This window comes from Agromyces sp. GXQ0307 (assembly GCF_044769845.1).
Classification (GTDB): Bacteria; Actinomycetota; Actinomycetes; order Actinomycetales; family Microbacteriaceae; genus Agromyces.
Window position 1 is genome coordinate 1,021,251 of record NZ_JBIZVY010000001.1, and the last position, 14,078, is coordinate 1,035,328.

General features: G+C 71.0%; 12 protein-coding genes. 9 read left to right on the forward strand and 3 right to left on the reverse strand.

Features of this window, described 5'->3' with window-relative positions:
* Positions 1-20: 20 nt before the first annotated feature.
* Positions 21-617, reverse strand: coding sequence for a GNAT family N-acetyltransferase (locus tag ACIQH8_RS04715; RefSeq protein ID WP_400995370.1), 597 nt, complete (start codon positions 615-617; stop codon positions 21-23).
* A gap of 156 nt (positions 618-773) precedes the next feature.
* Between ACIQH8_RS04715 and ACIQH8_RS04720 the strand changes: the two genes are divergently transcribed.
* Positions 774-2,147 (forward strand): ATP-binding protein, encoded by a 1,374-nt coding sequence (locus tag ACIQH8_RS04720; RefSeq protein ID WP_400995372.1) that lies wholly within the window; start codon positions 774-776, stop codon positions 2,145-2,147.
* 180 nt (positions 2,148-2,327) lie between these two features.
* Here ACIQH8_RS04720 and aceB read toward each other — a convergent pair whose 3' ends face one another.
* Both aceB and aceA read right to left on the reverse strand, forming a co-directional pair.
* Positions 2,328-3,992 (reverse strand): malate synthase A, encoded by a 1,665-nt coding sequence (aceB, locus tag ACIQH8_RS04725; protein ID WP_400995374.1) that lies wholly within the window; start codon positions 3,990-3,992, stop codon positions 2,328-2,330.
* 114 nt (positions 3,993-4,106) lie between these two features.
* On the reverse strand, positions 4,107-5,432 hold the full coding sequence (gene aceA / locus ACIQH8_RS04730; protein ID WP_400995376.1) for an isocitrate lyase: 1,326 nt from the start codon (positions 5,430-5,432) through the stop codon (positions 4,107-4,109).
* Between the two features lie 210 nt (positions 5,433-5,642).
* On the opposite strand from aceA, the gene ACIQH8_RS04735 reads away from it, so the two are divergent.
* The 8 genes from ACIQH8_RS04735 (at position 5,643) to ACIQH8_RS04770 (ending at position 14,070) form a co-directional block, all read left to right on the forward strand.
* Positions 5,643-5,951 carry a hypothetical protein gene (locus ACIQH8_RS04735; RefSeq protein WP_400995378.1) on the forward strand — a complete coding sequence of 103 codons (309 nt, stop codon included), beginning with the start codon at positions 5,643-5,645 and terminating at the stop codon, positions 5,949-5,951.
* A 78-nt stretch (positions 5,952-6,029) separates the two neighbouring features.
* Positions 6,030-6,401 (forward strand): PadR family transcriptional regulator, encoded by a 372-nt coding sequence (locus ACIQH8_RS04740; RefSeq protein ID WP_400995380.1) that lies wholly within the window; start codon positions 6,030-6,032, stop codon positions 6,399-6,401.
* A 1-nt stretch (position 6,402) separates the two neighbouring features.
* Positions 6,403-7,842, forward strand: coding sequence for a permease prefix domain 1-containing protein (locus ACIQH8_RS04745; protein WP_400995382.1), 1,440 nt, complete (start codon positions 6,403-6,405; stop codon positions 7,840-7,842).
* 224 nt (positions 7,843-8,066) lie between these two features.
* Positions 8,067-9,251 (forward strand): ABC transporter ATP-binding protein, encoded by a 1,185-nt coding sequence (locus ACIQH8_RS04750; protein ID WP_400995384.1) that lies wholly within the window; start codon positions 8,067-8,069, stop codon positions 9,249-9,251.
* A gap of 45 nt (positions 9,252-9,296) precedes the next feature.
* On the forward strand, positions 9,297-10,484 hold the full coding sequence (locus ACIQH8_RS04755) for a spermidine/putrescine ABC transporter substrate-binding protein (protein ID WP_400995387.1): 1,188 nt from the start codon (positions 9,297-9,299) through the stop codon (positions 10,482-10,484).
* Positions 10,477-11,370 carry an ABC transporter permease gene (locus ACIQH8_RS04760; protein WP_400995389.1) on the forward strand — a complete coding sequence of 298 codons (894 nt, stop codon included), beginning with the start codon at positions 10,477-10,479 and terminating at the stop codon, positions 11,368-11,370. The genes ACIQH8_RS04755 and ACIQH8_RS04760 overlap by 8 nt, the downstream gene beginning before the upstream one ends.
* Positions 11,367-12,308: an ABC transporter permease gene (locus tag ACIQH8_RS04765; protein WP_400995391.1), complete on the forward strand. Its 942-nt coding sequence runs from the start codon at positions 11,367-11,369 to the stop codon at positions 12,306-12,308. The genes ACIQH8_RS04760 and ACIQH8_RS04765 overlap by 4 nt, the downstream gene beginning before the upstream one ends.
* An 85-nt stretch (positions 12,309-12,393) precedes the next feature.
* Positions 12,394-14,070 carry an amidohydrolase gene (locus ACIQH8_RS04770; protein ID WP_400995394.1) on the forward strand — a complete coding sequence of 559 codons (1,677 nt, stop codon included), beginning with the start codon at positions 12,394-12,396 and terminating at the stop codon, positions 14,068-14,070.
* The last annotated feature ends 8 nt before the right edge of the window (positions 14,071-14,078 follow it).

Sequence of the window (14,078 nt, forward strand, 5' to 3'; positions counted from 1 at the left end):
AGACGGGCCGCGGGCGGCCGCTACCGCAGCGCGCGTTCCAGCACGTGGTCGTGCTCGACCCGGTCGCCGAGCCGGAACCCCTTCGAGCCGACCACCTCGAAACCCTGCTTCTCGTAGAAGCGGATGGCGCGGCCGTTCTCCTGGTTCACGCCGAGCCACACGACCGACGCGCCCGTCCGCGCCGCCGCCGCGAGCGTCTCGTCCATGAGCGTGCCGGCGATGCCCGCGCCGTGCGCGGCCGGATGGACGTACATCTTGCTGAGCTCGATCGCGGGACGCGTCGTGACGCTGGCTGCGGCGTCCGCATCGCCCGGCACGCCGTCCTCGGTCGCGACGAGCATCGACCAGCCGACCAGCCCGCCGGTCGCGGCGACCTCCTCGGACCCGGCGAGCGCGATGCCCGCCCCGGTCGACCGATCGGGTTCGGCGACGAGGATCGTCCGTTGGGGGTCGGCGAGGTACTCGGCGAAGCGCACCTCGCTGAGCTGCTCGGCGATGAACCAGGCGATCGCGTCGGCCTTCGTCGACGGCGGGCACGCGAGCGGGAAGGTGACCGCGGCGATTCGCGCGAGGGCCTCGGCATCGCCCGCCGTCGCGGGCCGGATCGTGACGGTCACATGGCGACGTTACCCCGGCGGCGCCTTCCGTGGTGGAGCGAGGCCCGCGAGTGCCGTGCCCCGGCCCAGCCGGGATCGTGGGATCAGGCTGAACCGGCCGGCGTCGCAGTGTCCCGATGGGTGCCCCGCTGGGCGCTCCGGTGGCAGGATCGGCGCATGGACCTTCGCGCCGACCCGCTCACCGCCCGCTCCGACGACGGACGCTCGTTCCGCATCCCCGGGCCCGCCGACGGATTCGTCGTGGGCGCGCTCGTCGTGGTCGACGACGGCGAGCAGCGCCAGCTCGGCCTGATCGAGCAGCGCGACGACGAGCACGGTCACCTCCGCGGGCGCCTGCTCGGCGTCATCTCGGAGGGGCTGCTCGACACGCGCACGACCGTCGCGTTCGCCTCGGCCGCGGTCGCGGCGGTCGATCCCGCTGCGGTCGACCTCTTGCACACGGCCACGGGCGCCGCGCTCGAGGTCGGCACCGATCTCACACCCCCGGGCGGTCCGGCTCGGCTGCTCCCCCACCGGTTCAACCGGCACACGTTCTGGTGCGGCCAGAGCGGGTCGGGCAAGACCTACGCACTCGGGGTCGTGCTCGAGCAGGTCATCGCGCACACCGCGCTTCCGATCGTCGTGTTCGACCCGAACTCCGACTTCGTTCGTCTCGGCGAACTGAACCCCGGGGCGAGCGGTCCGAGCGCAGACGCGTTGCGGCAGCGCGACATCCGTGTGCTCAGGCCGAACATCGAGGGCGCCGAGCCGCTGCGCGCCCGGTTCGTCGGCATGCCGATGGCCTCGAAGGCCGCCGTCCTCCAGCTCGACCCCGTCGTCGACCGCGAGGAGTACAACGCGCTCGTGCACCTGCGCGACGTCCTCGACACGAACGACCTCGGGTCGGTGCTGCCGACGCTGCGCTCCTCCGACGACCCCGTGCACCGCCAGCTGGCCCTGCGGGTGGAGAACCTCGGGCTCATGGAGTGGGAGGTCTGGGCCGGAACGGGTCGCGCGGCGACCGACGTCATCGACGAGCGGCCGGATGCCACGGTGCTCGACCTCGGCGGCTTCTCGACGCCCGAGCAGCAGCTCGTCGTGGCGCTCGCCGTGCTCGACGAGTTGTGGGCGCGACGCGAGGAGCGCCGGCCGGTGCTGCTCGTGATCGACGAGGCGCACAACCTCTGCTCGCCGCAGCTCGATTCGCCGGTCGCGGTCGCCGTTCGCGAGCGCCTCGTGCAGATCGCGGCGGAGGGCCGGAAGTTCGGCCTCTGGCTGCTGCTCTCGACGCAGCGGCCGTCGAAGGTGCACCCGGGGATCATCTCGCAGTGCGACAACCTTGCCCTGATGAAGATGAGCTCGCCGATCGACCTCGAGGGCCTCGCCACGTACTTCGGCTACGCGCCGACGGGGCTCATCGCCCGCTCCCCGTGGTTCCGTCAGGGTGAGGCCCTGTTCGCCGGCGGCTTCGTGCCCGCGCCGACCCTCCTGAAGATGAATGCCCGCCTGACCCCGGAGGGCGGTGTCGACGTCCCCGTCCCCCTCCGCTGACCCGCTGGATGGTGCGTTTCTCAGGAGTTTTTCGGCGTGTCGCGTCAATCAGCGGCGTGTCTTCCTGAGAAACGTGCGGATTGGGAGATTTCTCCTGAGAAAAGCATCAGGCGGACGGGCGTGGCGAAGCGGATGCCGCGGGCTTCCCGTCCCGCGACATCCGCTCTCGCACGGCCGGCCCTAGAGGAACCGGGCGTAGGCCCCGACGGTGAGGAAGGTCGGGAACTCGGGCTCGAGCGCGACCGACCGGAACACCGAGATGGCGTCGTCGAACCGGTCGCCCTCGAAACGGGGCAGGTCGGCCACGGCGGCCGCCATGATCCGCACGATCGACGTCTGGTCGATGCGCGTGCCCTCGGCGGTGACCGTGTTGTCGTGCAGCCACTGCCACACCTGCGATCGCGAGATCTCCGCGGTCGCGGCGTCCTCCATCAGGTTGTCGATCGCCGCGGCACCGGTCCCTCGGAGCCACGACTCGATGTACCGGATGCAGATCGAGATGTTGTCGTACACGCCGGCCTCGGTGACCTCGCCGCCGACCGACGGGATGTCGAGCAGCTGGGCGGCGGTGACGTGCACGTCCTCGCGGAGCCGGTCGACCTGGTTCGGCCGTTCGCCGAGCACCGCGTCGAACTCGGCGCGCGCGGTCGGGATCAGGTCGGGGTGCGCCACCCACGTGCCGTCGAAGCCGTCGCCGGCCTCGCGCCGCTTGTCGGCCGACACCGCGGCGAGCGCGCGCTCCGTGACCTCCGGGTCGCGGCGGTTCGGGATGAACGCGCTCATGCCGCCGATGGCGTGCGCGCCACGCTGGTGGCAGGTCGAGACGAGCAGCTCGGTGTAGGCCCGCATGAACGGCACGGTCATGGTGATCGCCTTGCGGTCGGGCATGACCCACCGGCGGCCGCGCGAGCGGAACGTCTTCACGATCGAGAAGATGTAGTCCCATCGGCCGGCGTTGAGGCCCGCGCAGTGGTCGCGCAGCTCGTAGAGGATCTCGTCCATCTGGAACGCGGCCTGGATCGTCTCGATCAGCACGGTCGCGCGGATCGTGCCGTGCGGGATCCCGATCTCCTCCTCGGCGAAGGTGAAGATGTCGTTCCACAGCTTCGCCTCGCGGTGCGACTCGAGCTTCGGCAGGTAGAAGTACGGGCCGCGGCCCTGCTCGATCAGCTTCCGGGCGTTGTGGAAGAAGTACAGCCCGAAGTCGACGAGGGAGCCGGATGCGTGCATGGCCCGCCCCGCACGGTCGTGGAACTTCAGGTGCTTCTCCACGAGGTGCCATCCGCGCGGGCGGAACACGATGGTCGGGGTCTCCGACGCCGTGACCCGGTACTCCTTGCCTTCCGGGCTCGTGTACTCGAGCTCGCCGCGGAGGAAGTCGAAGAGCGAGAGCTGGCCCTCGACGACGTTCGCCCAGGTCGGGCTCGTGGCGTCCTCGTGGTCGGCGAGCCACACCTTCGCCCCGGAGTTCAGCGCGTTGATCGCCATCTTGCGGTCGGTGGGACCGGTGATCTCGACGCGACGGTCCTCGAGGCCGGGGCCGGCACCCGCGACGCGCCAGGTGCGGTCGTTGCGGATCCACTCGGTCTCGGGGAGGAACTTCGGGTCGCGGCCGTTCGCCGCGTCGACGCGCGTCTGGAGGCGCACGGCGAGCAGTTCGTGCCGGGTGTGGGCGAAGCGCTCGTGCAGCCTGGCGATGAACGCGAGCGCCTCGGGGGTGAGGATCTCGTCGTACCGCTCGCCGAGCGGCGCGGTGACCTCGAGGTGCGGCTGCACGGTCTGGAAGCTGCCGGTCGCGGGCTTCGGCTCGTGCACCGTGGTCGGTCGGTCGATGGTGATGGTCATGGTCTCGTCTCCTTCGGTGCGATCCCGATGGTCGAGTAGGCCCGCCAGGGCCGTATCGAGACCGGTGGAGGGTCTCGGTACGCGCTTCGCGCTACTCGACCAGCGGGATCGGTTTCAGTGCTGGAACTGCTCTTCCTCGGTCGATCCGACGAGGGCGAGGGTCGCGCTGTTGGGGTTCAGCGCCGTGGCGATCTGGTCGAAGTAGCCGGTGCCGACCTCGCGCTGGTGGCGCGTGGCGGTGTAGCCGTCGGCCTCGGAGGCGAATTCGGCCTCCTGCAGCTCGACGTAGGCGGACATGGCCCGCTCGTTGTAGTCCTTGGCGAGCGTGAACATGCCGTGGTTCAGCGAGTGGAAGCCCGCCAGGGTGATGAACTGGAACGCGTAGCCCATGGCGGCGAGCTCGCGCTGGAACTTCGCGATCTGGTCGTCGTCGAGGTGGCGCTTCCAGTTGAACGACGGCGAGCAGTTGTACGACAGGCGCTTGCCGGGGAACTTCGCGTGCACGGCCTCGGCGAAGCGGCGGGCGAGCTCGAGGTCGGGCTCGGCCGACTCGACCCAGAGCATGTCGGCGTACTCGGCGTACGCGAGGCCGCGGGCGATGACCGGCTCGATGCCGTTCTGCACCTGGTAGAAGCCCTCGGCGGTGCGCTCGCCGGTGACGAACGGCCGGTCGCGCTCGTCGTGGTCGCTGGTGAGCAGGGTCGCGGCGAGCGCGTCGGTGCGCGCGATGATGATCGACGGCACGCCCGCGACATCCGCCGCCATGCGGGCCGCGTTGATCGTGCGGATGTGCTGGCCGGTGGGGATCAGCACCTTGCCGCCCATGTGGCCGCACTTCTTCTCGCTCGCGAGCTGGTCCTCCCAGTGCACGCCGGCGGCGCCGGCCTCGATCATCTGGTGCATGAGCTCGTAGGCGTTGAGCGGGCCGCCGAAGCCGGCCTCGGCGTCGGCGACGATCGGCGCCATCCAGTCGCGGTCGTCGGTGCCCTGCTCGACCTGGCCGGCGCGGAGCAGGGCGTTGTTGATGCGGCGCACGACGGCCGGGACCGAGTTGGCGGGGTAGAGCGACTGGTCGGGGTAGGTCTGGCCGGACAGGTTCGCGTCGGCGGCGACCTGCCAGCCGGACAGGTAGATGGCCTTGAGGCCCGCGCGCACCTGCTGCACGGCCTGGTTGCCGGTGAGGGCGCCGAGCGCGGCCGACCACTCCGGGTCCTCCATGCGCTCGAAGGCGGTGCCGGTGTTCTTCTGGATGTTCTCCCACAGCTTCTCGGCTCCGCGACGGGCGAGCGTGCGCTCCTCGCGGACCGGGCCGCGGAGCGCGATGACGTCCTCGGCGGTGTAGTCGCGCTTGACGCCCTCCCAGCGGGGGTCGGCGTCCCACTCGAGCTGGAGCTCGGCGGCGGTCTGCGTCTGGTCGCCGGGGCGGTTCTGGGTGCTCATCGTGGTGCTCCTTCGGTGCAGCGATCGGATGTCTCGTGGTGTCCGTCCGGCCGCTCCTGCGGTGCCGTCCGGGGGTCTGTGGAACCATGCTGCGCGCCCCGCGAGGGGGTCCGGCGACGAATCGGGGGGTGAACTTTCCGGGTTCTTCTGCGTCCCGGAACAACCGCGGGGCGAGCGGATGCCGCGGGCGGGCGGGAGCAGAATGAGCACGTGGCGCACGACGACGGCCTCACCGACGACGAGCGTCGCCTCGGACGGCGACGCTCCCGGCTGGGCGTGCTCGGCGTCGCCCTCTTCGTCGGGGGCCCGGTGCTCGGCGCGGCCCTCGTCGTGGTCGGGGTGGTCGTCGCGCTCCGCGAGGACCCGCGGTGGACGCTCCTCGCGGTCCTCGGCGGCGGCGTCGGCCTCGCGATGACGTTCGTCGGGCTGCGCCTGCTGACTCGGCTGGAGCGCGCGCGGGGGGCCGACGCGGCGGCCGAGCCGCCGGATTCCGAGGCTCCGCCCGCCGCACATGCGTGATACCTTGTGCTGCAAGGTACCTTGCACTGCAAGGTATGGGCACCGGGGCGCCGCCCCGACACGGGAGGAACGGCACGCATGCGCATCGGCAAGGACCTCGTGGCCGCCGCGGCCACGCCGGTCGTGCTCGGCATCCTCGCCGAGGGCGAATCGTACGGCTACGCGATCCTGCAGCGGATCTCGGAGCTCTCCGGCGGAGAGCTCGAGTGGAGCGACGGCATGCTCTACCCGCTGCTGCACCGCCTCGAGCGGCTCGGCCACGTCGAGTCGGAGTGGGGGGCGTCGCCGTCCGGTCGCCCGCGCAAGCACTACCGGCTGAGCTCGCAGGGTGCGGCCACGCTCGCCGAGCAGCGACGCCAATGGGACGTCGTCGGCGACGTGCTCGCGAAGGTCTGGCCGGACGGGCCGGGCAGCGGAGGTTCGGCCCGACTCGCGCTCGGAGGTGCCTGACATGGCGCTCGACGAACGGCACGAGCTCGACCGACTCGTCGCCTCGTGGCGCGAGTGGCTCGAACGACACGACGCGCTCAGTGCGCCGGACGTCGAGGAACTCGAGGGCCACCTGCTCGATCGCGTGGACTCGCTGCGCGCCGCCGGCCTCCACGACGACGAGGCCTTCCTCGTCGCCGTGAAGCGCCTCGGCGCGGTCGACGACCTCTCGCGCGAGTACGCGCGCGTGCACTCCGAACGACTCTGGAAGCAGCTCGTGCTCGACGACGGACCGGACGGCGGCGGGCGCTCCGCGACATCCGGCGACCGCGACGCGTCGGACGCACCGAGCTCGCTCCCCCGCCGCGCGAACGGCCTCGCCGTCGCCCTCGGACTCGGCGTCGGCGCGGGCCTCGCGGTGAAGGTCGCCGACCTCGTCGGCGTCGACCCGACGTTCTTCCTCCGCAACGCCCCGATCCTCGTGCTGCCCTTCCTCGCCGCCTGGTTCGCGTGGCGGCACCGGCCACCTCTGGGTGCGCTCGCCGGCATCGCCGGGGCCTTCGCGATCGCGGCCGTGGTGCTGAACGCCTACCCGTTCGCTCCCGGCACCGGCACCGGCACCGTCGCGTTCGCGACCGATCCGTCGATGACGGAACTGCTGGCGGCCGTCCACGCCGCCGTCGCGCTGTGGCTCGTCACGGGCGTCGCCTACGCCGCAGGCGACTGGCGGAGCAGCGACGCGCGCATGGACTTCATCCGATTCAGCGGCGAGTGGGCCGTGTACTACCTGCTCATCGCGCTCGTCGGCGGCGGCCTCTCGATGCTCGCCGTCGCGGTGTTCGGGTCGATCGGGGTCGACGTCCTGCTGTTCGTGGGCGAGTGGGTGATCCCGTGCGGCGCCGCCGGCGCGGTGCTCGTGGCCGCCTGGCTCGTCGAGGCGAAGCAACGTGTCATCGAGAACATCGCTCCGGTGCTGACGAGGGTCTTCACGCCGCTGTTCGCGCTCATGCTGATCGCGCTCGTCGCCGCCGCGGCACTGCAGTGGAACCTCGTCGACGCGAACCGGGATCTCCTGATCGCGTTCGACCTCGTGCTGGTCGTCGCACTCGCGCTGCTCGTCTACTCGTACTCGGCGCGCGACCCGCTCGTTCCTGCGGGATGGTTCGAGCGGATCCAGTTCGTGATGCTGGCCGGCGCACTCGTCGTCGACCTCATCGTGCTCGTCGCGATGGTCGGGCGCATCGGCGAGTTCGGCTTCAGCGCGAACAAGACGGCCTCGCTCGGCCTGAACCTCATCCTGCTCGTGAACCTCGCGCGGGCGGCCTGGCTGCACCTCGGATTCCTGCGCGGACGTGCCGCGTTCATCCGACTCGAGCGGTGGCAGACCGCCTACCTGCCGGTCTACGTCGCGTGGGCCGCCGTGGTGGTCGTCGCGTTCCCGCCGCTGTTCGCCTTCGAGTGAGGCGGGGCGCCGCGACGGGCGGATGCGGCCGCTCGCGTTTCGCCCGCATGACGAACGGCCGCCGACTGTTTCGCCCGCGTGACGATCGCCCGGACGATCTGTCAGGCGCGACCTTCCGAAGGGATGGTTCGTCCGGTTATCCACCTGTCCATTGCACACGCGTGCAACAGGGGGTTTGAATGGCCGGACGCGACGCGGCGTCAGTGAACCGGAGGTGCCCACAGGTGACGACAGCGACCGAGGCGAGGACCGTCTCCCCCACCGACGAGCGGGATGCCGCATCCGGATCCGTCGAACTCCGGCAGGTCACGAAGCGCTACGGCGACGCGATCGCGGTCGACGGACTGTCGCTCACCATCCAGCCGGGCGAGTTCATCTCCCTGCTCGGCCCGTCCGGGTGCGGCAAGACCACGACCCTGCGCATGATCGCCGGCTTCGAGCAGCCGGACGAGGGCGACATCCTGATCTCCGGACGATCCGTCCTGGGGGCGCCGCCCTACCGCCGCGACGTGAACACGGTCTTCCAGGCGTACGCGCTCTTCCCGCACATGACGGTCGCCGAGAACGTCGCCTACGGCCTCCAGCAGCGCCGCACGCCGAAGGCCGAGGTGCGGCAGCGCGTCTCCGAGGCGCTCGACCTCGTGCAGATGCGCCGGTTCGCCGACCGCAAGCCCACGCAGCTCTCCGGCGGTCAGCAGCAGCGCGTGGCCCTCGCCCGCGCGCTCGTCAACCGCCCCTCGGTGCTCCTCCTCGACGAACCGCTCGGAGCGCTCGACCGGCAGCTGCGCGAGGAGATGCAGCTCGAGCTGAAGCTGCTCCAGTCGCGGCTCGGCATCACCTTCGTGTTCGTCACGCACGACCAGGGCGAGGCCCTGTCGATGAGCGACCGCATCGCGATCATGCGCGACGGCCGCATCGAGCAGCTCGCCGACGCCGACACGATCTACGCCCGCCCGACCTCGGCCTACGTCGCCGCGTTCGTCGGCCAGCAGAACTTCTTCCGCGGGACCGCGACGGAGGGCGGAGCGGCGGTGGATTCCGTGCACGGCCTCGTGCGCGGCATCCGCTCGGACCGTCTCGCACCGATCGCCGACGGCACCTCGGTGCAGGCCGCGGTGCGCCCCGAGTTCGTGCGCATCGAGGCGGATGCCGCGGCCGGCGCCCCGGCGACCAGCGCGAACCGCGTGCAGGGCACCCTGCTGGGTGTCTCGCATCTCGGCGAGACCATGCAGTACCTCGTGCGCCTCGGCGACGACCAGAGCCTCATCGCCCGCCGCCCCACCCCGGAGGCGCCCGACCTCGCCGTCGGCGCGGCCGTCTCGTGCTCGTGGAACGACGCGAGCGTGCAGGTCTTCCCCTCCGACGACGCGGCCGCCGCCGGCGGCTACGTCGCGCCGCCGACGCACTGACCCCCACCCCGCCCGTCCTGCGACCCACACCCCCGAAGGAGCGACATGGCCGAGAAGTCCACCCCCATCCGGATCCTCGCGAGCACCGAGCAGGTGCCGATCCTCCAGCGCGCGATCGATCGCCGCCGGTTCCTGAGCTTCGCCGCCGCCATGGGCGGCACGGCGTTCCTCGCCGCCTGCTCGTCGCCCGGCGGCGGCACGTCGTCGGCGCCCGTCGCCACCGGCGGCGAACTCGAGGGTTCGCTCAGCATCTACACGTGGGGCGACTACGACTCCCCCGAGGTCGTCGAGTCCTTCACCGCCGACTTCGGCCCGAAGGTCACGTTCGACTCGTACGGCTCGAACGAGGAGCTCATCTCCAAGCTCGTCGCCGCGAAGGGCACCTCGGGCTACGACATCATCGTGCCGACCGGTGCGTTCATCCCGCAGATGATCGAGAACGGCATCGTCCAGAAGCTCAACAAGGACCTGCTGCCGAACCTCGAGCACATGGACCCGGCCTTCCTCGGCCGCAGCTGGGACCCCGAGAACGAGTACTCGATCTGCAAGGCGTGGGGCACCACGGGCTTCGTCTACGACAAGACCGTCATCACGCGCGAGCTGAAGGACTGGAACGACTTCCTCGACGCCGCGCAGAACGAGGCGAGCGGCAAGACCAGCGTCCTCGACGACCCGGCCGAGGTCACGGGCCTCTACTACTGGGCGAACGGCATCGACTGGAACACCACCGACGAGGCCGAGATCGCGGCGTGCGAGGACTTCATCGTGAACACCCTCGCGCCGCACATCTCGGCGTTCGACTCCTACCCCGGCGGCCAGGCGATCCCGCAGGCCACGCAGGTGCTCATGCAGGCGTGGAACGGCGACGCCCGCATCGGCATCATGGAGTCGCCCGACCCCGACCGCTGGCAGTGGGTGCTCGGCTCGCCCGCGACCGAACTCTGGATGGACAACTGGGCGATCCCGGTCGGCGCTCCGCACCCCGAGGCCGCGCACGCGTTCATCGACTGGACCATGGTGCCCGAGAACCAGCTCCTCCAGGTCGACTACATCGGCTACCACACGGGTGCCGCGGGCATCGAGGACGCCGCGAATGAGGCCGGCCTCGAGATGCTCGACCTCGTGTTCTTCACGGAGGAGCAGATCGCGACCATGCACGACGGCGAGGTCAACGAGGCCCAGCAGGCCAACGTCGACATCTGGAACAAGGCGAAGGCCGCCGCCGGTGCGTAGTCTCCGCCTGCCGAGCTTCGCCCTCGCGATCCCCGCGTGGGCGTGGCTCGTCACCTTCTTCGTCGTACCGGTCGGCGCGGTGCTGTACTTCAGCTTCGGCTACAAGCCGGGCATCTTCGGCACGCACGCGACCGACGTGCTGTCGTTCGACCGGTACGCCGAGGCCCTCACACCGACCTTCTTCGACGTGTTCCTCAACACGCTGTGGGTCGGCATCGCGGGCACCCTGCTCTGCCTGGCCATCGGCCTGCCGGTGGCGTACTGGATGGCGGTGAAGGCGCCCGCGAACCGACGGGGCCTCCTCATCGCACTCGTGATGGTGCCGTACTGGACGAACTTCCTCGTGCGCACCATCGGCTGGCAGATCATCCTCGCCCCCGAGGGCTGGATGTCGCAGCTCCTGCAGACCGTCGGCATCACCGAGGGCCCGCTCGAGATCCTGTACACCCGCACCGCGGTGCTCATCGGCGTGGTCTACAACTACCTGCCGCTCATGATCCTGCCGCTGTTCGTCGCATTCGACCGCGTCGGGCCGGCGCTCCGCGAGGCGTCGAAGGACCTCGGGGCGAACCGCGTCTCCACCTTCCTGCGGGTGACCTTCCCCCTCGCGCGGCCGGGCATCATCGTCGGCCTGCTGCTCGTCTACATCCCGCTCATGGGCGACTACATCACGGCGACCGTGCTCGGCGGGGCGCAGGGCAACATGGTCGGCCAGCTCGTGGCCAGCCAGTTCCAGGCCGCGCAGAACTGGGCGCTCGGCTCGGCGATGGCCGTCCTGCTCATCCTCGTGATCATGGTCTCGGCGGCCGCGATCGGGCTCCTGCTGTGGCTCGTGTCGCTGCCGTTCCGAGCCCGCAACCGCGTCGTCCTGGAGGCCTCGGCATGACCACCACCGCACCCGAGACGACGACGGATGCCGCGATCGGAACCGCCGCGGCATCCGCACCCCGCGCGACCGACGCACCCGTCGCGCCCCGCCGCCGCCCACGACGCTCCCCGGTCGACATCGGCCTGACGGTGTGGAGCGTGCTCGTCTTCCTGTTCCTGTTCGCGCCGATCGTCGTGATCCTCGTCTACTCGTTCAACAACGGACGCCTGCTCATCGCGTGGAACGAGTTCGGGTTCGAGCCGTACCGGGCGCTCTGGGAGAAGCCGGCGGTGCGCGACGCCGTCGCGGTGTCGCTCCGGACCGGTGCGATCGCGGCGGTGCTCGCGACGCTGCTCGGCACGCTCGCCGGCATCGCGCTCGCCAGGAAGCCCGGTAAGTGGGCGCTCTGGTTCATCGGGCTCCTGCTGCTCGTCTCGGTCACCCCGGAGATCGTCGACGCCGTGGCGCTGCTGCCGTGGCTGGTCTTCCTCGGCCAGGACGCCGGACTGTCGATCTTCAACGACGGCACCGTGCGACTCGTCGTCGGTCACTCGCTGTTCTCGACCGCCGTCGTGACGTACATCGTGCGCGCCCGCCTCGTCGGGCTCGACGCACAGCTCGAGGAGGCGTCGGCCGACCTGTACGCGAGGCCGTTCACGACCTTCCGCCGCGTGACGCTGCCGCTCGCGATGCCCGCCGTGCTCGCGGGCCTGCTGCTCTCGTTCACGCTGAGCCTCGACAACACGGTCGTCGCGGCGTTCGTGCAGGTCTCCGGCTCGACGCCGTGGCCCGTCTACGTGCTGAGCGCCCTGCGCGGCGGACTCCGGCCCGAGATCGCGGCGGTCTCGACGGTGATGCTGCTGCTCACCCTCGCGGCCCTCGCCCTCGTCGCGGTCGTGCTGAAGCGCGCCGGCGACTCCGCGACGCAGATCGCGCGCACGATGTCGGGCGGCTGACGCTCCGCGCGCGGCATCCGGCCCCGGTGGTCGAGTAGGCCGAAGGCCGTATCGAGACCTGCATCACACGAAAGGACCCACGCACATGCCCCACGCCGACCTCGTCTTCACCGGCGGCCCCGTCTTCACGGCCGACACCGTGCGGTCGCGAGCATCCGCGGTCGCCGTCCGCGGCGGCCGGATCGTCGCCGTCGGGTCGGACGACGACGTCCGCGACCTGGTGGGCTCGTCGACGGAGGTCGTCGACCTCCGGGGACGGCTGCTCGTGCCCGGCTTCCAGGACGCCCATGTGCACCCGGTCTGGGGCGGACTCGACCTCATGCGCTGCGACCTCGCCGAGCTGTCGACGCAGGACGAGTACCTGGCGCGCATCGCCGAGTACTCGGCAGCGCACCCCGACGACGAGTGGGTGCTCGGCGGCGGATGGTCGATGTCGGCGTTCCCCGGCGGCACCCCGACCGCCGCGGCGCTCGACCGGGTCGTGCCCGACCGCCCGGCGTTCCTGCCGAACCGCGACGGGCACGGCGCGTGGGTGAACTCGGCCGCCCTGCGGCTCGCGGGAATCGACCGCGACACCACCGACCCGGCCGACGGCCGCATCGAGCGCGACGCCGACGGCAACCCGTCGGGCACGCTGCACGAGGGCGCGATGTCGCTCGTGAACCGCCTGCTCCCCGAGACGAGCCTCGAGACGCTGACCGAGGCCGTGCTCCTCGGCCAGCGGTACCTGCACTCGTACGGCGTGACCGCCTGGCAGGACGCGATCGTCGGGACGTACGGCGACGCCGGCGACCCGGGCCCCGCGTACGTCGCGGCCGCGAACGCCGGGAAGCTCACCGGGCGAGTCGTCGGCGCGATCTGGTGGGACCGCACGCGCGGCATCGAGCAGATCCCCGACCTCGTCGCGAAGCGCGACGCGTACCGGGCCGGTCGCTTCGCCTCGACCAGCATCAAGATCATGCAGGACGGCGTCGCCGAGAACTTCACGGCGTCGATGCTGGAGCCGTACTGCGACGGCCACGGGCACTTCACCGACAACTCGGGCATCTCGTTCGTCGACCCGGCCGTGCTGAACCCGGCCGCCGCCGAGCTCGACCGCCTCGGCTTCCAGTTGCACTTCCACGCGATCGGCGACCGAGCGGTGCGCGAGTGCCTCGACGCGGTCGAGCACGCGATCGCGGCGAACGGCCGGAGCGACCACCGCCACCACATCGCGCACATCCAGGTCGTGCATCCCGAGGACATCCCCCGGTTCCGGGAGCTCGGCGTCGCCGCGAACATGCAGTCGCTCTGGGCGGCACTCGAACCGCAGATGGTCGAACTCACGCTTCCGTTCCTCGGCGACCCCCGGAGCGCGTGGCAGTACCCGTTCGGCGACCTGCTGCGATCCGGCGCGGTGCTCGCGGCGGGCAGCGACTGGTCGGTCTCGACACCCGATCCGCTCGCCGCGATCCACACGGCGGTGAACCGGAAGGCTGCTCCGGCCTACGCCGAGGGCGACTACGAGGCGTTCCTGCCCGAGCAGGCGATCGACCTCGCGACCTCGCTCACCGCGTACACGGCCGGATCGGCGTGGGTGAATCACCTCGACGACGTGACCGGCACGATCCAGGTCGGCAAGTACGCCGACCTGGTCGTGCTCGACCGCGACCCGTTCGCGGGCGCGGCGGACGAGATCGGTGCGACTCGGGTCGAGCAGACCTTCGTCGAGGGCGAGCGCGTGTTCGCGGCCGACGATGCGGGCGCGATCCGCGCGGCCTGATCGCGCGC